This is a genomic window from Streptococcus cristatus, from assembly GCF_003943535.1.
GTDB lineage: Bacteria > Bacillota > Bacilli > Lactobacillales > Streptococcaceae > Streptococcus > Streptococcus cristatus_L.
In genome coordinates, this window is record NZ_RJPU01000001.1 from 310,961 (window position 1) to 331,903 (window position 20,943).

The window sequence follows — 20,943 nt, forward strand, 5'->3', positions numbered from 1 at the left end:
ATACCTTGGTTCCATCTATTAAATCAAAAAAATAGAAGTGAGGAGGATATCCTTTATGCTAGGAGTACTTTCAACTGTGCTAAAACTATTTTAATTAGAGCTGAAGCGGATTTTATGTCTAATATGGAATCTCATACTAAAAATGTGGATCAATTGGGACAATATATAAAGCACAACAACATAGCTGATAAGTTAAGTAACGATGCCTATAAGGCGCTATACGATAAGTTTAGAGGATCAGCAACAACTAGCGAGTTTGTAGAAAAATTATTAAATATATCAAACAGAAAATGTATTTATTGTGAAAAAAGGCATGGTAATGATGAGTTAGATCATTTTTTACCCAAGTCTGAATATGATTATTTAACTATAACTCCTGCGAATTTATTACCAAGTTGTTCAAAGTGTAATAAAAAAATCATCTATAGGACAAGCATATCATCCTTATTTTAATGATTTTGTTGATGTTGATTTTATAATATGTAATATTGTAATTGATACTAGTGATAAGAATTCATATATTGATTTTTCGAATGGGGAAGAAAAACTTTTTATGATTCCGAAATATCAATTAATTTCAGAAGAGTTAATTGAAGATAGAGAATTGTATAGAAAAGTTAAGGAAACATTTGAATGTCTTGAATTGTCTAAAAGATACTCTGAAATGATGACAGAAATTATTGAAGAAAAGATGGTTCTTTTTAAAGAAACATTAGAAATTAGCGGAGTTGATACTTTAGTCAGCATTGTAAGGAGATTGAAAAAATCGGCAATGGAAGTATATTCGAATAATTCGTGTATTCTACCTTTTTATAAGAGATTTATTTCTTTGTTAGAAAATAGTGAATTATTTTTAAAGGCATTTAAAAAAGTCGAGAAATAAATGTATAGAACCATTATAAGTAGACATTTGTCTACTCTTTTTATATAATACATTTAACTAATTTGGTTAAATTTTGTATTTCCAAAGAATAGAGGAGGTACAAGTTGGAAGATTTGTATGTAAATGCTAAAGAAAAAGCCAAGCAATTTCTTTATCAGTTGATGAAGAATCAGGGTATTCCCTTATTGAAATACACCTTTCGTTTTTTCTTTGATTATTATGTGAGTGAAAAAGGAATTTTGGTGATTCCCCGCCACTTTTCAGATCGAAAGATAGAGGGATTGACAATAATTGATGAACTAGGTGTTAGTATTTCATATGAACAGGAGAATTCTATTACGAAACAAAATTTTACGCTTTGCCATGAGCTGGGACACTTTCTTTTAAAACATGAAAGTGGTATTATTCTGAGTCAGTAGATAATCAGGATAGTTATATTGAACGGGAAGCTAACATTTTTTCGGCATTTATCCTTATGCCTGATATTGTTCTTCTTTCTAAAATTTATTATGCTTGCTATACTTTTGAGGAAGTCCATGTCTCATTGGGAGTGTCTAAAGAGGCTCTTACGTACCGTCTTATTGACCTGCTAAGGGAATATCATCTTGAATTGGAAACAGAAATTAGACGAGTAGTCGATGAGTACATTGATGGTCAAAATGCCACTATTCATCATTGTTTTCATAAGATAAAAGATCAAATTGCGGATGACTTTAATCAGTATTGACCCTCCCCTGTTGATGTAGTTATTCAGAAATTGAGCAAGAGTAGTATTGTAACCAGTGAAGAAGTGTCTGAACTATTGAATCAAGAGATTTGGTCAGAGATTACAAATAAGGCAAAGTATATCAAGGTTTGGTTACTATATAACAGAGGAAAAAGTATTGCTTATGCTTGGGATAAGAATAAATTATCTGAAGAGCAAGCCAAAAAGAAAGAATAATTTAAATTATTATTGATTTGAGGCTAGAGAATGTATCAACCAGAGAAATTAAAAGCAAGGCGTAAAAAGTTAAAAATGACACAGTTTGATCTGACAGATAAGCTAGGGATTTCCATTCCAGCGGTATCGAATTGGGAACGTGGGGTAAAAGAACCATCTACTGAAAAGGTTGCTTTGCTGGAGAAATTATTGAAAGTGCCTAAAGGCTATTTTACTGAGATTGATATTGTGCGTTATTACAATACTTTGTCTCCTGAAAACAAAGAAAAGGCAACTCACTATGTTAAAGCTTTAGCAGAGAGCGAGCAGAGAAGAATTGTTTCTATCGCAGAAAAACGGATTGCATACTGTGTTTACGAAGAAATGTCTGCTGGTATTGAATCTGCTATCTACGATGATAAAAACTATGACACGGTTTATTTCACCGAAGAATTGGCTCACGACTTTGCTTTTTGGGTATCAAGGGATTCCATGGAGCCCAAGTATAAAAATGGTTCTGTCGCCCTGATTCGAGAAACGGGTTTTGATTATGATGGAGCTGTCTATGCGGTTGTTTGGAATGGTAAGACTTATATCAAACGTGTCTACCGTGAAGAGGAAGGTTTACGGTTAGTTTCTATCAATCCTAAGTATACGGATATGCTAGCTCCTTACGAAGATGAGCCTCGTATCATCGGTCTGATTGTGGGAAATTTCATGCCTTTGGAGGATTAGTTTATAGGGAACTGTGGTTATTCATTTACATGCCTTTTCAATATGAAGTTGTTCTATGTTAGTGCTGAATGTGTAGAGAGGCGTGCATTATCTAAAAACGTCTCTTTTTTTATGAGCTGAGTAGGTAATTAAGCAGCCTACTATTATATATCGTATACTATGTTTAAGAAGGCCTTTGGAAAATCTAACATGCGAAAATGTAAAAAGTGTCAATAATTCCCGAATCTGCTTGCTATATTGAAGACTGGACAAGAGTGACAGGTGTTGCACCACCACAGATGGATTAGTATATCAAGATTAATAAGTAGAGACAAAAGGTTCTAAATGATTAAGGTAGACCAAAAGATATTTATACCTACTCTATTGATGAAGTTTTTTTGAACTTGAGTTCGACGTTAATCTCCTTCATTTCTGACAAGGATATATTTCGTAAAAATGAGTTGGATTTTGTGTCCGCAAAAATCCAAAAGGAAATTTGTTAGAAGACTCGACTGTTGGGATGTTGAGATTGCAGTCTTAGAGTTGCTCTATTTTTTATTGAGTAATGAATATTAAATTATGATATTATATAGTTAAACTACACGAATATGGAGCTAGGAGTTTTAATAATGAAGTTTAATTACAATGGGTTGTGGAAAATATTAATTGATAAAATATGAAAAAGAAAGATCTAATGGATATAACTGGGATCTCACCAACAACGATTTCAAAAATGGTAAAAGGGGAGTCTGTTTCTCTAGTAGTTCTTGGAAAAATTTGTAGGGAACTAGACAGTGATATTGGAGATATCATTACGATTGAAAAATTTATTTTGGAGGATAATTAAATGGATAATTCATATAGTGCATTGGAGTACAATAAACTTGTTAGTTTCATCTGGTCTGTTGCAGATGATTGTTTGCGAGATGTCTACGTTCGAGGGAAATACCGTGATGTTATTCTTCCGATGACTGTTATTCGCCGTTTTGATACTATTATCGAAAAAGAAAAAGCGAATATTATGAAAGTTAAAGAGACAGCAGAAAAAGAAGGGTGGGATGTTGAAAAAACATTGGCAACAGCTGTGAACATGCCATTCTACAACACATCACAATTTCAGTTGAAAGATTTAAAGCACGAAACAAACCGTCAAAATCTTAAGAAGAATTTTGAAGAATATTTGAATGGGTTCTCAGAAAACGTAAAGGAGATCTTACAAAAGTTTGACTTCAATAATCAGCTAACTAAGATGACGGAAGCAGGCATCTTAGGTTCTGTCATTGAAAAATTTACATCGTCTGAATTGAATCTTAGTCCTTATGATGAGGTGAATTCACAGGGTGAAGTGATAAAAAAAGGGTTAGATAACCATGCTATGGGAACACTTTTTGAAGAGTTGATTCGTAAGTTTAACGAGGAAAATAACGAAGAAGCAGGAGAGCACTTCACTCCTCGTGATGTTATTGAATTGATGGCTGATATCGCTGTTGTACCGATTCTTGATAAGTTGAAAGATGGGACATATTCTATCTATGATGGGGCCTGTGGAACACTTGGAATGGCTACAGTAGCAGAAGAAAAACTTCAGACTTTTGCTCAAGAAGCAGGTAAGTCTCTCTCAATTCACATGTTTGGACAAGAGGTCAATCCAGAAACTTATGCTATCTCTAAAGCTGACTTGCTGATCAAGGGTGGGGACACTAATGCAAATAAAGTCTTCTATGGTTCAACCCTATCTTATGACCAAACTTCGGGAGAGCATTTTGACTTTATGCTATCAAATCCACCATATGGGAAGAACTGGAAAACAGATCTTACCATCCTAGGTGGGGGGACAGATGATAAAGCTAAAAAAAGAGTGATGGATTCACGTTTTGTCAAATCTTATAAAGAACAAGAAGATTTTCGTATGCTTCCAGACGTCAGTGATGGACAGTTACTATTCTTGTTAAACAATATATCTAAGATGAAAGAGACAGCATTAGGATCTCGCATTCTCGAAGTACATAACGGTTCAGCCCTTTTTACAGGTGATGCAGGCAGTGGGGCGAGTAATGCCCGTCGCTATATGATTGAAGAAGATCTTATCGAAGCGATTATTCAGTTACCAGAGAACATATTCTATAACACACCAATTACAACGCATGTCTGGATTCTCAGCAATCGTAAAGAAGAAAAACGTAAAGGTAAAATCCAACTAATTGATGCTAGCAGTATAAAGAGTCCCTTACCTAAAAATCTTGGTAAGAAAAACTGTGAACTATCAGACGAGAATCGTAAATTCATTCTTGATGAATACCTAAATTTTAAAGAAAGCGAGCATTCAAAAATATTCAATAACGAAGACTTCGGTTACTACAAGGTGACAGTGGAGCGTCCACTTAGACAAGCTGTTCTTTGCAATCAAGTAAATCTTGAACAGTTAGAAGCAATCTTAACTGAAGTTGGTGCCTTAGACAGTAACGTTGATAAGACAAAACTAGCCATCAGTGGACTTAAATACACGAAAGGTGCTCTAACAGAACTCAAAAATACCGAGAACATCAAAGCATACTTGGATGTGTTAAAATCTCTTGAGCGAGAAGAACTTTACCTTGACTATGCTAAATTCAAGGAGCAATTCACTAAAGCTCTTAAAGCCTATAACCTCAAAGGTGCTAGCTTAACAAAGGCACAATCAACAGGCATGTTAGACAATATACTTATCATTGATGAAAAAGCGGAGATACAAACAGACAGTAAAGGTAATGTTATCATTAATACGAATTTGACCGATATAGAAAACATCCCACTGACCTATGAAGGCGGTATAGATGCTTTTATTGCCCAAGAGGTGCTACCATATTATCCAGATGCTTTTGTCAATACAGATAAGACACAAATTGGTTATGAGATAAACTTCACCAAGTACTTCTACAAACCAAAACAATTAGAAAGTATCGAAACCATTATTACTCGAATCAAAGAATTAGTAAAACAATCAGATGGCATGATGGCAAGCATCTTGGAGGGATTGTATGAATAAGTACGAACGGTATAAGAAAGTTGATTTACCTTGGCTGGAGAAAGTTCCGGAACATTGGGAACTTGGCCGAATTAGTCGGATATTTAATCTTAGAAAAGAGAAAAATAATCCAATAGTCACACAAGAGGTTCTTTCGTTAAGTGCGAAGTATGGGGTTTCACCCTATTCTGAGAAAAAAGAAAAAGGAGGTAATAAACCGAAAGAAGACCTACGAAATTATAATGTTTGTTATCCCGGAGATATTTTAGTTAACTGTATGAATATTGTGGCTGGGTCAGTAGGTATTTCCAATTATTTAGGTGCAGTGAGTCCGGTATACTATCCTTTGGTAAATCAAAATTTTGACCTATTTTCTACTAGATACATGGAGTATGTTTTAAGAACTTATAATTTTCAAAGAAGTTTAGTTGGGTTAGGGAAAGGTATTCAAATGTCTGAATCAGAGGATGGTCGCCTTTTCACAGTTCGCATGAGAATATCTTGGGATATGTTAAAAACGCGGCTCTTACTTATCCCCCCATTAGTAGAACAGAAGCAAATTGCTGATTATCTAGACTGGAAAATCAATGAGATTGATCGGTTGATTATTGTGGAGAAGGAGAAGATAGAAAAACTTAATCGACTTTTTGAAAAGATAATCTCTTTTAACTCTTCAAATATGAAAGAAGAAAGTATTAGGAAGTATGTAAATATAGTTAGAGGTAATTCAACCTTTACAAAAGATGATTTGTTATCTAAGGGAACATATGTAGCATTACAGTATGGGAAGGTGTATAAAGTTGACACTATAGATAGCAATTATAATTTTTATGTAAATGATGAATTTTACAAATCGTCTCAAATAGTTGATAGAAACGATATTATTGCAGTTTATACGTCCGAGACTATTGAAGATTTAGGGCATTTTGCATTCTATGATAGAGATGAAAAAGGTCTTATAGGTGGAGAGCAATTACTTATAAAACCTAAAGAAGGGATTGATCCCAAGTATTTGTTCTATTGCTTAAAAAAAGATGCCTTATTACTTAAAAAGGCATCAACTGGTATAAAAGTATATAGATTTAAGAGTAATGATTTAAAATCTATTAAAATTCCGGTAGTGTCATTAAATGAACAAAAGAAAATTGTAGAGAGAATTGAAAAAAAGTTAAGCATAGTTAAAAGAAACATTGATATCTGTAATTCAATTATCGGAGAATTGAATAGTTTCAAACACGCTCTCATTTCAGAAGTGGTGACCGGTAAGATAGATGTCCGTAGCGTTGTCATTCCATCTTATGAAAAAGTAGACGTTGATATCTCAACAGATGAAGAAGAAATAAAAGAATAGGAGGTGCCTTTTATGGGAATACAGGATACAAAAATGGAAGAAGAGTTAGAAACCAATATCATTGGTTATCTTAAAGATGAGAACGGGTATATTTATATTGATAATAATGAGATGAAAGGTGCTTATAATCGCCAGTATGCATTTGATGAAGTGAGGTTGTTAGAGTTCATTCAGAAATCACAACCAAGTGAGTATGATATTTTATCTCTCGATACAGTAGCTGGTAAGGATAAATTCTTTAAGCAACTCGATCATAAAATTCGGAAGGAAGGAATTGTATCTGTCCTTAAAAACGGAATTAAGTGTTACCCTTCATCAGGGACGATTATCTTTTATCATGCATTAGATCCCAAGCGACCAAGCTCATACGAAGAGTTTAAGACTAATATTTTTGCTGTCACTAACCAACTGACTTATTCTGACAAGAATCGAGGGTTGGAGTTGGATCTAGCGATTATGATCAATGGTTTGCCAATTATGACAATGGAGCTTAAGAGTCGTGCCTCTAGCTCAGGATGGACATATAAAGACGCTGAAGAACAATACAAGAATGACCGTGATGCTAAGGAAACATTATTTACCTTTAAACGATGTATGGCACATTTTGCAGTTGATGAGAACTTCATCAGCTTTACGACCAGAATAGATGGCCAAAATACTCGTTTCATGCCTTTTAACAAAGGGACAGAAGCTGGAGGGTCTGGGAATCCTGTTAATCCATCAGGGACTATGACAGACTATCTTTGGAAAGAGTTCTTAAAGAAAGAGACATTAACAAGTCTCATTCGTGACTTCGCTTATATTTCAGTGGATAAAGTTAAACATACTGAGGCACTGATTTTTCCACGTTATCATCAGTATCGAGCAGTGACTCGATTGGTAGAGGATGTAAAAGAGCATGGTGTTGGGAACCGTTATTTGATTCAACATAGTGCTGGCAGTGGAAAGAGTAATTCCATCACTTGGCTTGCTTATCGTCTTGTAGAAGTGAGCTATAATGATAAGAAGGCTTTTGACTCTGTGATTGTTGTGACAGACCGATTGAATTTAGATAAGCAAATTGAAGCGAATATTCGTAAGTTTATTGATGAGAAGAGTATTGTTGGTCATGCTAATTCATCGACGGATTTGAAAAACCTTCTGACGGATGGTAAAAAAATCATCATTACCACTGTGCAAAAGTTTCCTTATCTCCTAGAGAAGATTGGAACAGACTTACAAGGAAGAAACTTTGCGATTATCATTGATGAAGCTCATTCTTCTCAAAGTGGTAAAGCTGCTGCTTCTCTCAATATGGCAGTCTCAGGAGGCCTTTCGACAGATGATAAAGATATGGAAGATCATTTGAATGAATTCATTGAAGCAAGAAAGATGCCTGAGAATGCGAGCTTCTTTGCCTTTACAGCAACTCCAAAAGCTAAAACAATTGAAATGTTTGGCAGTGTCTTTGATCTCTACTCTATGAAACAAGCGATTGAAGAAGGTTTTATTTTAGATGTTTTAAAAAACTATACGCATTATGAAAACTATTATAAGGTCTATAAAACTATAGAAAGCAATCCTGATTTTGATAAAAAGAAATCTCAATATAAAATCAGAAACTATGTTGAGGGGCAAGAGTTTCCAATTCGAGAAAAAGCAGAAGTAATGGTCAAACATTTTCTGACTACGGTTGCTCCAAAAATAAATGGGAAAGCAAAAGCGATGATTATAACGCAGAGTATTCTTCGTGCTATTGAGTACTATAATATTATTAGCGATATATTGAAACGTTCAAACACTGGTTTTGAGGCAGTAATTGCTTTTTCAGGAGAAAAAGAGTACAAAGGTAAGGTCGTTACAGAAACAAGTCTGAATGGATTTTCGGATAAAGAAACACCAGAACGATTCAAAGAAGATAAGTATAAATTCTTGATTGTTGCGGATAAATATCAAACAGGATATGATGAGCCACTTCTTCATACTATGTATGTTGACAAGGTGTTAAATGACGTAAAGGCTGTTCAAACATTATCTCGTCTGAATAGAAGTGCTAAATATAAAATTGATACATGTGTGATTGACTTTGCAAACAAACCAGAACATATTCAAGAAGCTTTCCAACCTTATTATCGTGAAACGAAATTGGAAGAAGAAACTGACCCAAACAAACTTTATAATTTGTTAGGTACACTTGATGGAATGTATGTTTATGAAGAGGATGAAGTAGATAAAGTTGTAGAACTATTCTTAAAAAATCATTCAAGAAATATGATTGATAATATCATTGATACAGTTGTAGGACGATATAATGCATTAACTGAGGAAGAGCAAGTGGTATTCAAGAGTGGCGTTAAATCTTTCATTAGAACCTACAATTTTCTGGCATCTATTCTGCCGATTGGTCAATTGGAATGGGAAAAGAAAGTTATTTTCTTCGAGCAGTTAATCCATCGGCTACCAGCACCTAAAGGAGAGGATTTCTCACAGGGTATCTTGGATTCCATTGATCTGGAAAGTTACCGTCTGGAAAAGAAAAAAACAATGGATATTATCTTAGAAGATGAAGATGGGACAGTTGAAGGATTAGGAATTGGTACTGGTAAGAAAGGGCAATTAGAGCTAGATTCACTTGAAAATATCGTTGCAACTTTTAATGACATCTTTGGCAATATCGATTGGCAAGACAAGGATAATGTTGCTCGTCAAATTAAAGAACTACCAGAGATGGTGATGAAGAATGAAAAGTTTAGAAACGCTCTGAACAATTCTGATCTTGAAAATATCAAACGAGAGTACGAAACAGCGCTAAGAGAAGTCCTTCGTAAAATTATGCAGGACAATATGGAGCTCTTCGGTCAATGGACAAATAATTCTAATTTCAGTAACTGGCTAAATGATACGATTTTTGATGAAATAATGAAGAAGTATGATAAAAAATAGGAAGAGTTTGTATTGCGGCTAAAATTACAAAACAGGTAATGAACAATAAGCAATAAATTCATTGTAGTAAAACCTTGAAATATTACTAGAATTAAATTTATCTAATAAGTCATTATATAGCAGTGATATCCCAGATAATTCTTGTTTTGTTAACATGGCTCCTGTTTGTTTCAGTTTGATATTCATGAGATGCTTTTGTTCTCTTCTGAAAATCAACGCCTTAGCAATATAGAAAAACACCCTCATCCCTAGTTCTGCTAGAAGCATAGGATAAGAGTGTTTTTTCTATAAGAACGATAGACGCTGATTATTCTTCGTCTTTTTTGATAATGTTTTTAACGCCTTCGATAGCACCTTCAACAGCGCCTTTTGCGTCTTCAGCAACTTCTTTCGCTTTTGAAGCTAGTTTTTCAGCAGTGCCTTCTGCTTGAGTTTTTGTATCGCCAGTAAGCTTACCGAAACCTTCTTTGAGAGAACCTTTAGCTTGGTTGAATTTTTCTTCGATTGACATGGAAATTTCCTCCGTTTATTTAGTGTATTATCTAAGTTGGATGCGGTTTGATACTCATTCAAGCGAGATAATAGATACAGTATAGACTCTTTACGAAGAAAAAGCAAATAATTGCTACGAAATGACAAATAATTTTTAATAGGTCACGACATTAATTTCGCCCTTGTCATACTCTGCAATGAAGATATCGGAGACATTTTCAAAGCCTTCTTTTTGTAATTCGGACATCAACCATTCTTCTGACTTGCCGATAGTTTCTAAGATTTCAAGTTGGACAACTCCATCTGTAATAATCGGATATTTCGGATTTTCATCACCAATTCTTACGATAATCAATTGGCCATTTTGCTCGATGACAGCTCTTTTGACTTCTTTCAGTTGGAAGACTCCTTGGGAGCGTAATTTCAAAGCGACATCTGATGCGGATAGACCTTTTGAACGGCAGGCTTCAGGATCTAGTTTTCCGTTTTTGATGATAATAGTTGGTTTCCCATCAATCAGATGCTTGATGTAGGAAACATTGGTGTTCAGCCATTTTAAGAGCAAAATCAGAATAGTCCAGATGATTAGGATGATTGCATATTGAAGGATAGTAATGGAGCTATTGTAGATGACCCCGCCGATAATGCCACCGAGAACAAAGTTTTGTACTTGGTCTGTTGCAGAGCTTGGTGCTAAATTTCCTTTACCTGTCACATTGATGACAAAAACGAGGGAAACAAGTCCCAAAGCTAACTTAATTGCAATTGTAATAAAAAAGCTCATTATTTTTCAACCTCCACAAGTTCAACGTCTGATTTGTACAGTTCCATTTTTTCTAATAAATAGCTATCTTGGTCGGTTCCGCTAATAGCGCGGTAGAATTGCTTGCCAACCTTGATAATTGCGCCATCTGTCGTAGCTGAAGTATTGACGTAGACTTCTTCCTTTTCAACGCCTAATTCTTTTGAGACAACCTCAATAAAATGCAAGGAGCTACGGAATTGATTGTCATTTGATTGATTACTTTGGAAATTCGTAATACTAATCAAAACAGTGGCTACTAGGGTCAAAATAGAAATAATGGATAGTTCACGGAACTTACTTCCTCGTCTATCTTTATAGGCCTTAAAGGCGAAAAATCCTGTCACCAAAACCAAGCAGGTGGATACAATCACCATCACCCAATTCTGCTGGCTAATCTGACTCAGTACATAGTCATATGAATAGAATTTCATAAGATCCCTCACTTTTTTTGAATTCAAGCTATTATAAAACAATTCAGCAGCTACATCAATAGCTTTATCTCGAAAAATAAAGTTTTCTGGAACTTGTTTTAAATATGGAAGCTGTATATTCCTAAGTAGAATATTTCACTTCATTCGAGTTTCCAAACTGTAATAGCACTTGACAAAATCGTTCAGAGTGCTAGAATAGGAGACAGGTAGAGGCCGATTTAGCTCAGTTGGTAGAGCAACGCACTCGTAACGCGTAGGTCACAGGTTCGATCCCTGCAATCGGCAGAAAGAAAACCAGCACCTTTTTTATGGGGTTGCTGGTTTTGTTTATATAATTCTTATAAAGAAGTAAGAAAAGTTAGGCCACCTAATATCACCCCCGCAGCATTGGGAATAATGAGGATCCAGTCTTTTTTAGGTTCTTTTGTCCAACCGTAGATAACCCAAATCAGGCAAGAAACTGCTGCGAATAGTGGTTGGAAAGGTTGAGCTTTGGATCCTTGTAAGTTTGCGATAATTTGTGGAATATAAGCGACGAATACAAGAATTCCAATAAAAGCTCCAATAGATCCGACAAAACGATTAATTTTTTGTTTTGACATACGATACCTCCTTAGCGTCCATTATATCAAAACGGAAAAAATTGTCAAATGAGACGTAAGCCAGTATGGAGAATAGGTTTTAGTTTTTATCTAAAACTAAGCGAAATAGCCAAGTGTGGTTTGAGAAGGAGCGTTAGAATTGTTCATACCTGGTTTATCCATTGTTAGGCTGGATAGAGAGCTTATGATCATAGAAATAGTAGTAAATCAGTATTGTCGTGTTGATAAAAATGGGTAATGATTAATTTCTTTGAAGCCTTATGCTGGGAAAATTCAAGATTTTTGATTTCATTTTAATCTTTTAAAATAACCACTTACTGCTCCAAATTGACCACTTACTGAAAGTCCCTTGTTTCTTTTCAAGAAATTGTTATAATGAAGATAGAAAGAGGGGAGGAGTGCTTATGAAGATTCGGATTGAGCTAGACGATCGTTTGGCTGATACAGAATTGGTGATTCGAGTATCGCGGATTGATGAGAGGATTCAGAAGATTCAAGATGCTTTGAATGAAGCGACTGCTCCAGCTATTCTCTTTTATAAGGAAAATAGTGAGTATTTTGTAGATTTAGCAGAGATTCTCTTTTTCGAGACCGACGGAGCCAAAATCTTTGCCCACGCGCGCGATGATGCCTATGAGGTCAAGTTGAAACTCTATGAGCTAGAGGAATTACTGCCCCGCTATTTTTGCAGAATTTCCAAATCAACCATTGCTAATGTTAGGGCGATTTATTCTCTAGAAAAGTCTTTCTCAGGTACCAGTTCCGTCCAGTTTTCTGAGACACATAAGAAAGTGCATGTTTCAAGGCATTATTATCAACTACTAAAAGAAAAGTTAAGTGAAGTGAGGTAATCATCATGAAAAAAACAATTCTAGGCGTCGGTTTTTTGGTTTTAGCCGGCTGGATTTTGCTTCAGGGAAACTTTGGTATTCCTATGTTCAATTTTAATATCTGGCCCCTGCTTTTGGTCGGCATGTTTGCATATTTTGCTTTGGAAAATTTCTTGGAGCGAGATTTTGGGACTGGTTTGATTATGGCGATTATTGCTCTGATGATTGCCAATTCTGCCTATCACTTTTTGGCTATCTCCACAGGCACCTTGATCATGGGTGGCATTTTGGCCTGCATTGGTCTTAACATGATTTTTAAGCCGAGAAGAATCTGGGGTGTCCGTTATTTGTCTGGCAAAGGCTTGTCTACAAAGGAAGGAGAGATTTCCTTTGGTAGTGGGACTCGCTATATCAACTCGGATAATTTTATCCATGATAAAGTAGAGTGTGCTTTTGGCAGTGCGGCCATCTATTTTGATAATGCTAGAATTTTAGGTGATTCTGCTAGTTTTGATGTGGAAGTATCTTTCGGTAGTGCAGTGCTTTACATTCCAAGCAACTGGCGAGTAGAGCTAAATGTGGACAATGCTTTCGGTACAGTGGTCAATCCGCATAATGTCAATGAGAAAGACAAGACTTTATATGTGCGCGGTAACGTCGCCTTTGGATCTTTGAAGATTGTTTACATTTAAGAAAACGGATTATTGGTCAGAAATTGCAAAGTTTGGGAAAATTTACTTGCCAAAAGCTAAGTTTTTTGATAATATAGTACGGTATGTGGTGCTAGCACATCCGTAATATTAGATCTAATAGGAGGAAACACACTAATGGCTAAAGTATGTTACTTTACAGGTCGTAAGACTGTATCTGGAAACAACCGCTCTCACGCGATGAACCAAACAAAACGCGCTGTTAAACCAAATCTTCAAAAAGTTACTGTTTTGATCGACGGAAAACCTAAAAAAGTTTGGGCTTCAGCTCGCGCGCTTAAGTCAGGTAAAGTTGAACGCGTTTAATACATGAAAGGGATTGGAAAGATTTATTCCTTCCCTTTTTTGTTGTTGAATTTTCAGACTAGACAGTTTATTTCTGTCCTTCCTCTTTTACACCCTGTCTAAAATATGGTAAAATAAACTATAAAATACTTTTGAGGTACAAGTGATGACTGTAAAAATCAATACAAAAGATGGTCAAATTGAGCTGACTGATGACGTGATTGCAACAATCGTTGGCGGCGCAGCAACCGAAATTTTTGGTGTGGTTGGAATGGCCAGCAAAAATGCAATTAAAGATAACTTTCAAGCTCTTTTGGGTAAAGAAAACTATGCCAAGGGTGTGGTAGTAAAAACGTCTGAGGATGGTGGTATTGCAGTTGATGTTTATACCGTTTTGAGCTACGGCATTAAAATCAGTGAAGTTTCCAAAAATATCCAAGAACGCGTTAAGTTTAGTTTGGAAAATCAACTTGGGATCACTGCCCACACAGTGAATGTCTATATCCAAAATATTAAAGTTGTAGGAGAATAATCGTGTCAAATATTACTACTAGTTTATTTCAAGAAATGGTGCAGGCGGCATCAACTCGTTTAAATAAACAGGCTGAATATGTCAATTCTTTAAATGTTTTCCCAGTTCCAGATGGTGACACAGGAACGAATATGGGCATGACCATTGAAAATGGTGCCAAAGAAGTAGCTGATAAGTCAGCTTCAACAGTTGGTGAAGTGGCCGCTATCTTTGCCAAGGGACTCTTGATGGGTGCGCGTGGGAACTCTGGTGTTATCACGTCACAGCTCTTCCGTGGTTTTTCACAAAGCGTAAAAGGAAAAGATGAGCTTGATGGACAAGCTTTGGCTCTTGCCTTCCAGTCTGGTGTAGAAGTAGCCTATAAGGCTGTTATGAAGCCAGTTGAGGGAACAATTCTGACTGTTTCTCGTGGTGCGGCCATCGGTGCTAAAAAGAAAGCTGAAGCGACAAATGATGCTGTCGAAGTTATGAAAGCGGCTCTTGAAGGAGCAAAGGCTGCCCTTGCTAAAACGCCAGATATGTTGCCAGTTCTCAAGGAAGTTGGTGTTGTGGACTCTGGTGGTCAAGGTTTGGTCTTTATCTATGAAGGCTTCCTTTCTGCCCTGACTGGCGAATATATCGCATCAGAAGATTTCCAAGCGACTCCGGCTACGATGACTGAGATGATCAATGCTGAACACCACAAATCTGTAGCAGGCCATGTGGCGACAGAAGACATCACTTTTGGTTATTGTACAGAAATCATGGTGGCTTTGAAGCAAGGACCAACCTATGTCAAGGACTTTGACTATGATGAATTCCGTAATTATTTGAATGAGCTTGGGGATTCCTTGCTGGTAGTTAATGATGATGAAATCGTGAAAGTGCATGTCCATACAGAAGATCCAGGTCTTGTTATGCAAGAAGGATTGAAGTATGGTAGCCTTGTCAAGGTAAAAGTGGACAACATGCGTAACCAGCACGAAGCCCAGCTTGAGAAGGAAGAAAAAGCTACCAAGCCAGCTGAAGAAAAAGAATACGCTATTATCGCCGTAGTAGCTGGTGAGGGCCTTGCTGAAATCTTCAAGGCTCAGGGTGTGGACTATATCATTTCTGGTGGTCAGACTATGAACCCTTCTACAGAGGACTTTATCAAGGCTGTTGATCAGGTCAATGCGCGCAATATCATTTTCTTGCCAAACAATAAAAATATCTTCATGGCGGCTCAATCTGCAGCAGAAGTGCTTGAGCAACCAACGACAGTGATTGAAACGCGTACGCTTCCTCAAGGTTTGACAAGCCTTTTGGCCTTTGATAGTGGAAAAACTATCGAAGAGAACCATGATCGAATGACAGCTGCCTTGAGCGACGTGGTCAGCGGTAGCATTACGACTGCAGTTCGTGATACGACCATTGATGGCCTCGAAATCCATGAAAATGATAACTTGGGTATGGTTGATGGCAAAATCCTTGTGTCAAATCCAGATATGTTAACAACTTTAAAAGCAACCTTTGCGAAGATGTTGGATGAAGACAGTGAGATTGTTTCCATCTATATCGGTGAAGATGGTGACGAGGAATTAGCAAATGGCTTGGCTCAAGATCTGATGGAAGAATATGAAGATCTAGAAGTTGAGATCCACCAAGGAAATCAGCCAGTTTATCCATATATTTTCAGTGTAGAATAATTTATTTGGGAGTGGGACAGAAATCGGTCATTCGTTAGAATTCGATTTCGTCGTCCCACCTCCGCACAGTTGAGTAGGGCTGTAAAAGTTGATGAAATCAGCGTAGTAGAGCCCACTCAACCACTGCGTCTTTGCTCGACAATCCAAAGACAATTGAGAGGCTAGGACTTTTGCCCCAGCCTCTTTGATTTTTTTATATGCAAGATTTAGACAAGATAGTGGCATTATGGTATACTGGAAAAAATAAAAAGAAAAGGTGTACTATGAAAAAGTTATTTATTCTAGTTATTTCTGCTTCTGTATTATTGACAGGTTGCGTATTTCCAAAATATGGCAAGCATCGTCCGAAAGTTCCAGCTGAATCAAAAGTTGCTAAAACAAGTTCTAGCTCGAGCTCAAGCTCAAGTGACTCCTCTACGAGTGCTTCTTCTGAAAGTACAGCTATTGTCTCTAAAACCTTGGTCGGAGACCTCAAAGGCATTCATCATCGTGATACGGTGACCTATCGAGGAGACAAACTCTTGAAACTTCGAATGGAGCTGCTGAGTAATTTGCCAGAAGAAGCTAGTGGTGCTGCAGCCACTATGAGCCCAGAGGAAATGACCGCTATCATTCGAGAAGGAATGGAATCAGAACCAAACTATGTGGAAGCTAAGAATATGGAAGGAGTGACGATTGAATACTCCGTAACAGCTGATAAGAAATTACAGGCCATAGTTGATCTGGATTTTGAGAAAATGGATATAGCAAAAGCAGCAAGTCTATCTTTCTTTAAAGACTTGGGACTTAATGACATAAAAGACACCTCTCCTTCAATGTTTATTTTAGGGATGAAATTAGGCGGCTTGAAAGAAGAATAAGAGTGTATAAAGGCGAGTTATCTCGTCTTTTTTGCTGCCTAGAAACCATGACATTTGTCATATGGTCTAGTGACAAAATCATCTAGTCGGAAGATGCAGGAAGTTTTATAATACAAGTAAGAAATGAAGAAATAGGGAGTAGTTACATGAAAATATGGTTGATAAAGGTAGCAGTCTTGAGTCTTGTTGGGATGATGTTTTATCAGTTGGCGAGAATGAGCGGAGCAGGTCTTTACCGCTTTCCTTGGGAGATTTTTGCTAGCTTGGGAATGGCTAGCTATGTCCTAAAGGAAGTGGCTAAGTTAAGCAAGAGGAGAAAGTAGAAATGAAAAAATACTTGTCCATCTTATTCATTGGAGTTGCAATGGGTGTATGGTGTTTTCAAATGATACCGGGTTTTCTGTTGGAATTTCTACCCCGGCAATTTTATATAGGAGTAGGGGGAGTGATTCTAGTTGTCTTTGTCATCTGGCCGCTCGTCTATGATTTTATTAAGGAGGAAGATCATGAAATTGATTGAAGTGAAAAAGTTATCTAAAAGCATTCAGGGGAAGGAAATCTTGCGTCACATTTCCTTTGACATTGAAGAAGGGGATTGTGTGGCTCTAATTGGCCCCAACGGAGCTGGCAAAACAACTCTGATGGACTGTCTCCTAGGCGATAAATTCCTGACTTCTGGTCAAGCACTAGTTCAGGGGCTAAAGCCAACGGATAATCGTTTGAAAGAGATGGTTGCCATTTTGCCTCAGGAAAATACAGTGGTGGGGGATTTGAAAGTCAAGGAACTCCTCGCTTTCTTTCGATCTATCTATCCCAATAGCCTGTCTGAAGAGGAAATCGATGTCTTGTTGGGCTTTTCTGACAAGCAAAAGAACCAGCTAGCTTCCAAGCTCTCTGGTGGTCAAAAACGCCTCTTCTCGTTTATCTTAGCCTTGATTGGCCGTCCAAAGATTCTCTTCTTGGATGAGCCGACATCGGCTATGGATACCTCGACGCGCCAGCATTTCTGGGAAATTGTGGATCAGCTCAAGAAGCAAGGCGTGACCATTGTCTATTCTTCCCATTATATTGAAGAAGTGGAGCATACGGCTGACAGGATTTTGGTGCTTCATAAGGGAGAGCTCATCCGTGACACCACGCCTTATGCCATGCGCAAGGAAGAGCAGGAAAAACACTTCACCCTGCCCCTTTCCTATAAAGAAATAGTGGAAAAGATAGCTGGTGTAACAGATATTGAAATCAAGCAAAAGGCTCTATCTTTTGCGACCAAGGATGCCAGTCAGGTCTGGCAAATTCTGCAGGAGCATGGCTGTACGATTGAAGAAATCGAAGTCCGCAATCGAACCCTGCTGGATAGTATTTTTGAGACGACACAAGAGTAAAGGAGCAGCATTATGAAAAATATGGTTAGTTTAATGAAAATGGAGTTGATTTTGATGAAGCGGCAGGCGGCTTACTACCTGCTCTCTATCGGGCTACCCAGCGTATTCTATCTGATCTTTTCAGGAATGATGTCAGGTTCTGATGTGCCGACGCTTGTGCTCCATACCTATCTCTTTTCTATGACCGTTTTTAGTATCATGTCCAGTGCCTTTTTCAGTATTCCCAGCACCTTGCAGTCGGACAAGACTAATAACTGGCAAAAATTGATTCAGCATTCGCCCGTTTCTATGGTAGAATATTATATATCAAAGCTTTTCAGTACTTTGTTGACCTTTCTGCTTTCCATCATCGTGGTCTTCTCTGTTGGACATTTCGTTCGTGGAGTCAATATGCCCATGATGGACTGGCTCGTGATTGCCCTAATTCTTTTGGTTGGCAGTATGGTCTTTATCGCCATGGGCGTCTTGGTCAGTCTCCTGCCCAGTGCTCAGCTCATGTCTGTTGTGGGCAATATCGTTTATATGGCTTTAGCAGTCTTGGGTGGGCTTTGGTTTCCACTGACTATGTTTCCAGACTGGTTGCAATCTATCGGCAAGTTAACGCCAAGCTATCAGCTCATGCAGGTGGTTTCTGGCTATTTGGAACACCATGACTGGAATCTCTCTGCCATGCTAATCGTCCTAGTCTACACCATTTTCTTTAGCATTTTAGTCCTTCAGCTCAAAAAACGGATTGAGGTTAAATAATTCTATGTGGGAAAAGTTCAAAAACATACATCATATGTTTCATATTTCTCTGGTCTTTATTATCTTTCCAATAGCGGGTGTCATCAGTGGTGAATACCCGCTTTTGACTTTGCTTTGGACAGCATTGTTTATAGGGGCTTACTATACCATACTCACAGAGAAAAAGCCTTTCTACCAGGCGCTGTCCTGGTGGGTCATGCTTGCTTACATTTTTTATACTTCCATTTGGCTGAATGGGGGCTTCGTTTGGTATATTTTTTATTTATCAAATCTTCTAATTTATCATTACAAGGAAATTTCCTTTACATCTTGGCGCTTTTGGAGTTTCCTAGCTGTCCAACCAGCTCTTCTGGTCGGGGTGTATCTGCAACATCAATTGAGCACTGGCTATCTGGTCTTTTTCTCAACGACCTTTCTCTTTGCGGATTTCTTGACCCTAGGTCTGCATCGTATTCAAGTTGCTGAACAGCTCAAGGAAGAAAAAAGTAAGCAAAATGCCCAGCTCAATCTTTTCTTAGCGGAAAATGAGCGCAATCGAATCGGACGGGATTTACATGATAGTCTGGGCCATACCTTTGCCATGCTCAGTGTCAAGACAGAGTTGGCCCAGCAATTCCTACAAATGGAGGCCTACGAGCAGGCGGAGAAAGAGATGGAGGAAGTGCGACGAATCAGTAAGCAGGCCATGGCTGATGTTCGACGGATTGTAGACAATCTCAAGACGCGGACGCTGGATGAAGAATTAGCAACAATCCGAACTATGCTGGAAATGAGCGCTATTGACTTGGAGCTTCATAATCAGCTCAATGTCGCCAGCATTCCTACAGAAATACAGTTTACCATTAGTATGATTTTGTTGGAATTAGCAACCAATATTATCAAGCATGCGGAGGCCAAGAAGTCCAGGATTGATTTGTATAGTCAGGATCGAGATTTGATCTTGGAAGTTGAAGATGACGGCCGAGGCTTTAAGCGAGTGACGGGCCAAGACTTGCATTCGGTACGTGAGCGCTTGGAGGGGCTTGATGGTAGAGTGGAGGTCATCAGCAATCACAAGCCAACCATTATTCGCGTGCGCTTGCCGTATAGGATTAAAGGAGACGAGCGATGAAGATATTATTAGCAGAAGATCAGAGTATGCTGCGGGATGCCCTTTGCCAGCTCTTGCAGTTGCAGCCGGATGTTGAAGTTGTTTATCAGGCGGCAGATGGTCGTGAAGCTATTGAGCTACTCAAGACCAATCCAGTCGATGTGGCCATCTTGGATGTAGAAATGCCTTATCAGACAGGGCTGGATGTCCTAGAATGGATCAAGGAATACCAGCCAACTGTCAAGGTTATCATTGTGACAACTTTTAAGCGGCCAGGTTATTTTGAGCGAGCGGTTAAGTCGGATGTTGATGCCTATGTACTCAAGGAACGAAGCATTGCGGATCTGATGAAAACCATCCACACGGTCTTGGCTGGGCAAAAAGAATACTCGCCTGAACTTATGGAAGTGCTGATGACTCATAAAAATCCCCTCTCCCATCAGGAACTTCTAGTCTTAGAAGCAGCAGCAACAGGGCTTTCTAATAAAGAAATTGCTGAAAAGCTCTATTTATCAAATGGAACTATTCGCAACTATATGTCGACCATCCTGGCCAAGCTAGCAGCAGACAATCGTACGGAAGCTGTCCGAATTGCTCAAGAACAAGGATGGATATAAAATAGTTATCTCGCTACATTCGGATTTAGCGGGATTTTCTTATCTTTTTCATTCAGAATGAAAAAAAACATCCGCGATACTTGCAATTTTTTTCAAA

Annotated in this window: 23 protein-coding genes, 1 tRNA gene and 1 pseudogene; 20 read left to right on the forward strand and 5 right to left on the reverse strand. The window is 37.8% G+C overall.

Annotated elements, in window-relative coordinates:
* Positions 1-114: 114 nt before the first annotated feature.
* From D8790_RS01685 to D8790_RS01720, 8 genes and pseudogenes are all read left to right on the forward strand, one after another.
* Entirely contained in the window at positions 115-453 is a 339-nt protein-coding gene (locus tag D8790_RS01685) for an HNH endonuclease (protein WP_125387351.1), read from the forward strand.
* Between the two features lie 100 nt (positions 454-553).
* On the forward strand, positions 554-883 hold the full coding sequence (locus D8790_RS01690; protein ID WP_125387352.1) for a hypothetical protein: 330 nt from the start codon (positions 554-556) through the stop codon (positions 881-883).
* Between the two features lie 104 nt (positions 884-987).
* Positions 988-1,826: pseudogene (locus tag D8790_RS01695) on the forward strand (ImmA/IrrE family metallo-endopeptidase).
* Between the two features lie 30 nt (positions 1,827-1,856).
* Positions 1,857-2,540, forward strand: coding sequence for a S24 family peptidase (locus tag D8790_RS01700; RefSeq protein WP_125387353.1), 684 nt, complete (start codon positions 1,857-1,859; stop codon positions 2,538-2,540).
* Positions 2,541-3,195: 655 nt separating this feature from the next.
* A complete protein-coding gene (locus D8790_RS01705; protein WP_446677477.1) occupies positions 3,196-3,366 on the forward strand; it encodes a helix-turn-helix domain-containing protein in 171 nt (56 codons plus the stop codon).
* On the forward strand, positions 3,367-5,544 hold the full coding sequence (locus tag D8790_RS01710; protein WP_125387354.1) for a type I restriction-modification system subunit M: 2,178 nt from the start codon (positions 3,367-3,369) through the stop codon (positions 5,542-5,544).
* Entirely contained in the window at positions 5,537-6,874 is a 1,338-nt protein-coding gene (locus D8790_RS01715) for a restriction endonuclease subunit S (protein ID WP_125387355.1), read from the forward strand. The genes D8790_RS01710 and D8790_RS01715 overlap by 8 nt, the downstream gene beginning before the upstream one ends.
* 12 nt (positions 6,875-6,886) lie before the next feature.
* Positions 6,887-9,796 carry a type I restriction endonuclease subunit R gene (locus D8790_RS01720; protein WP_125387356.1) on the forward strand — a complete coding sequence of 970 codons (2,910 nt, stop codon included), beginning with the start codon at positions 6,887-6,889 and terminating at the stop codon, positions 9,794-9,796.
* A 24-nt stretch (positions 9,797-9,820) separates the two neighbouring features.
* Here the strand turns inward: D8790_RS01720 and D8790_RS01725 are convergent, their stop codons facing one another.
* The 4 genes from D8790_RS01725 to D8790_RS01740 all read right to left on the reverse strand — a co-directional run bounded on the left by D8790_RS01725 (position 9,821) and on the right by D8790_RS01740 (position 11,524).
* On the reverse strand, positions 9,821-10,063 hold the full coding sequence (locus D8790_RS01725) for a hypothetical protein (RefSeq protein ID WP_125387357.1): 243 nt from the start codon (positions 10,061-10,063) through the stop codon (positions 9,821-9,823).
* A 40-nt stretch (positions 10,064-10,103) separates the two neighbouring features.
* Entirely contained in the window at positions 10,104-10,307 is a 204-nt protein-coding gene (locus D8790_RS01730) for a CsbD family protein (RefSeq protein ID WP_125387358.1), read from the reverse strand.
* 135 nt (positions 10,308-10,442) lie between these two features.
* Positions 10,443-11,072: a DUF421 domain-containing protein gene (locus D8790_RS01735; RefSeq protein ID WP_125387359.1), complete on the reverse strand. Its 630-nt coding sequence runs from the start codon at positions 11,070-11,072 to the stop codon at positions 10,443-10,445.
* Positions 11,072-11,524 carry a DUF3290 family protein gene (locus tag D8790_RS01740; protein WP_062123566.1) on the reverse strand — a complete coding sequence of 151 codons (453 nt, stop codon included), beginning with the start codon at positions 11,522-11,524 and terminating at the stop codon, positions 11,072-11,074. The genes D8790_RS01735 and D8790_RS01740 overlap by 1 nt, the downstream gene beginning before the upstream one ends.
* A 212-nt stretch (positions 11,525-11,736) precedes the next feature.
* Here D8790_RS01740 and D8790_RS01745 point away from each other — a divergent pair.
* A tRNA-Thr gene (locus tag D8790_RS01745) sits at positions 11,737-11,809 on the forward strand.
* A gap of 53 nt (positions 11,810-11,862) precedes the next feature.
* On the opposite strand, the gene D8790_RS01750 is transcribed toward D8790_RS01745, so the two are convergent.
* Positions 11,863-12,126: a SemiSWEET family transporter gene (locus D8790_RS01750; RefSeq protein WP_005591744.1), complete on the reverse strand. Its 264-nt coding sequence runs from the start codon at positions 12,124-12,126 to the stop codon at positions 11,863-11,865.
* A gap of 404 nt (positions 12,127-12,530) precedes the next feature.
* Between D8790_RS01750 and D8790_RS01755 the strand changes: the two genes are divergently transcribed.
* From D8790_RS01755 to D8790_RS01810, 11 genes are all read left to right on the forward strand, one after another.
* Positions 12,531-12,977 (forward strand): LytTR family DNA-binding domain-containing protein, encoded by a 447-nt coding sequence (locus D8790_RS01755; RefSeq protein WP_125387360.1) that lies wholly within the window; start codon positions 12,531-12,533, stop codon positions 12,975-12,977.
* A gap of 5 nt (positions 12,978-12,982) precedes the next feature.
* Positions 12,983-13,648 carry a LiaF transmembrane domain-containing protein gene (locus D8790_RS01760; protein WP_125387361.1) on the forward strand — a complete coding sequence of 222 codons (666 nt, stop codon included), beginning with the start codon at positions 12,983-12,985 and terminating at the stop codon, positions 13,646-13,648.
* A 135-nt stretch (positions 13,649-13,783) separates the two neighbouring features.
* A complete protein-coding gene (gene rpmB / locus D8790_RS01765) occupies positions 13,784-13,972 on the forward strand; it encodes a 50S ribosomal protein L28 (RefSeq protein ID WP_001140948.1) in 189 nt (62 codons plus the stop codon).
* 145 nt (positions 13,973-14,117) lie between these two features.
* On the forward strand, positions 14,118-14,483 hold the full coding sequence (locus D8790_RS01770) for an Asp23/Gls24 family envelope stress response protein (RefSeq protein WP_005591747.1): 366 nt from the start codon (positions 14,118-14,120) through the stop codon (positions 14,481-14,483).
* 2 nt (positions 14,484-14,485) lie between these two features.
* Positions 14,486-16,150, forward strand: coding sequence for a fatty acid kinase ATP-binding subunit FakA (gene fakA / locus D8790_RS01775; protein ID WP_125387362.1), 1,665 nt, complete (start codon positions 14,486-14,488; stop codon positions 16,148-16,150).
* A gap of 263 nt (positions 16,151-16,413) precedes the next feature.
* A complete protein-coding gene (locus tag D8790_RS01785) occupies positions 16,414-17,010 on the forward strand; it encodes an SP0191 family lipoprotein (RefSeq protein WP_125387363.1) in 597 nt (198 codons plus the stop codon).
* A gap of 146 nt (positions 17,011-17,156) precedes the next feature.
* Entirely contained in the window at positions 17,157-17,333 is a 177-nt protein-coding gene (locus D8790_RS10475; RefSeq protein ID WP_185761885.1) for a hypothetical protein, read from the forward strand.
* Positions 17,334-17,516: 183 nt separating this feature from the next.
* The gene (locus D8790_RS01795; RefSeq protein ID WP_125387365.1) at positions 17,517-18,392 is read left to right on the forward strand and encodes an ABC transporter ATP-binding protein; all 876 of its coding nucleotides are present in this window, start codon (positions 17,517-17,519) and stop codon (positions 18,390-18,392) included.
* 12 nt (positions 18,393-18,404) lie between these two features.
* On the forward strand, positions 18,405-19,139 hold the full coding sequence (locus D8790_RS01800) for an ABC transporter permease (RefSeq protein ID WP_125387366.1): 735 nt from the start codon (positions 18,405-18,407) through the stop codon (positions 19,137-19,139).
* A gap of 4 nt (positions 19,140-19,143) precedes the next feature.
* Complete coding sequence (locus D8790_RS01805) at positions 19,144-20,250, forward strand: sensor histidine kinase (RefSeq protein ID WP_125387367.1); 1,107 nt, start codon at positions 19,144-19,146, stop codon at positions 20,248-20,250.
* Positions 20,247-20,846, forward strand: coding sequence for a response regulator transcription factor (locus D8790_RS01810; protein WP_125387368.1), 600 nt, complete (start codon positions 20,247-20,249; stop codon positions 20,844-20,846). The genes D8790_RS01805 and D8790_RS01810 overlap by 4 nt, the downstream gene beginning before the upstream one ends.
* The last annotated feature ends 97 nt before the right edge of the window (positions 20,847-20,943 follow it).

Bases quoted from the DNA above. Each gene is read 5' to 3' on its own strand.
- D8790_RS01685 (WP_125387351.1), top strand. From the start codon at position 115: ATGTCTAATATGGAATCTCATACTAAAAATGTGGATCAATTGGGACAA.
- D8790_RS01690 (WP_125387352.1), top strand. From the start codon at position 554: ATGATTCCGAAATATCAATTAATTTCAGAAGAGTTAATTGAAGATAGA.
- D8790_RS01700 (WP_125387353.1), top strand. From the start codon at position 1,857: ATGTATCAACCAGAGAAATTAAAAGCAAGGCGTAAAAAGTTAAAAATG.
- D8790_RS01705 (WP_446677477.1), top strand. From the start codon at position 3,196: ATGAAAAAGAAAGATCTAATGGATATAACTGGGATCTCACCAACAACG.
- D8790_RS01710 (WP_125387354.1), top strand. From the start codon at position 3,367: ATGGATAATTCATATAGTGCATTGGAGTACAATAAACTTGTTAGTTTC.
- D8790_RS01715 (WP_125387355.1), top strand. From the start codon at position 5,537: ATGAATAAGTACGAACGGTATAAGAAAGTTGATTTACCTTGGCTGGAG.
- D8790_RS01720 (WP_125387356.1), top strand. From the start codon at position 6,887: ATGGGAATACAGGATACAAAAATGGAAGAAGAGTTAGAAACCAATATC.
- D8790_RS01725 (WP_125387357.1), bottom strand. From the start codon at position 10,063: ATGCTTCTAGCAGAACTAGGGATGAGGGTGTTTTTCTATATTGCTAAG.
- D8790_RS01730 (WP_125387358.1), bottom strand. From the start codon at position 10,307: ATGTCAATCGAAGAAAAATTCAACCAAGCTAAAGGTTCTCTCAAAGAA.
- D8790_RS01735 (WP_125387359.1), bottom strand. From the start codon at position 11,072: ATGAGCTTTTTTATTACAATTGCAATTAAGTTAGCTTTGGGACTTGTT.
- D8790_RS01740 (WP_062123566.1), bottom strand. From the start codon at position 11,524: ATGAAATTCTATTCATATGACTATGTACTGAGTCAGATTAGCCAGCAG.
- D8790_RS01750 (WP_005591744.1), bottom strand. From the start codon at position 12,126: ATGTCAAAACAAAAAATTAATCGTTTTGTCGGATCTATTGGAGCTTTT.
- D8790_RS01755 (WP_125387360.1), top strand. From the start codon at position 12,531: ATGAAGATTCGGATTGAGCTAGACGATCGTTTGGCTGATACAGAATTG.
- D8790_RS01760 (WP_125387361.1), top strand. From the start codon at position 12,983: ATGAAAAAAACAATTCTAGGCGTCGGTTTTTTGGTTTTAGCCGGCTGG.
- rpmB (WP_001140948.1), top strand. From the start codon at position 13,784: ATGGCTAAAGTATGTTACTTTACAGGTCGTAAGACTGTATCTGGAAAC.
- D8790_RS01770 (WP_005591747.1), top strand. From the start codon at position 14,118: ATGACTGTAAAAATCAATACAAAAGATGGTCAAATTGAGCTGACTGAT.
- D8790_RS01785 (WP_125387363.1), top strand. From the start codon at position 16,414: ATGAAAAAGTTATTTATTCTAGTTATTTCTGCTTCTGTATTATTGACA.
- D8790_RS10475 (WP_185761885.1), top strand. From the start codon at position 17,157: ATGAAAATATGGTTGATAAAGGTAGCAGTCTTGAGTCTTGTTGGGATG.
- D8790_RS01795 (WP_125387365.1), top strand. From the start codon at position 17,517: ATGAAATTGATTGAAGTGAAAAAGTTATCTAAAAGCATTCAGGGGAAG.
- D8790_RS01800 (WP_125387366.1), top strand. From the start codon at position 18,405: ATGAAAAATATGGTTAGTTTAATGAAAATGGAGTTGATTTTGATGAAG.
- D8790_RS01805 (WP_125387367.1), top strand. From the start codon at position 19,144: ATGTGGGAAAAGTTCAAAAACATACATCATATGTTTCATATTTCTCTG.
- D8790_RS01810 (WP_125387368.1), top strand. From the start codon at position 20,247: ATGAAGATATTATTAGCAGAAGATCAGAGTATGCTGCGGGATGCCCTT.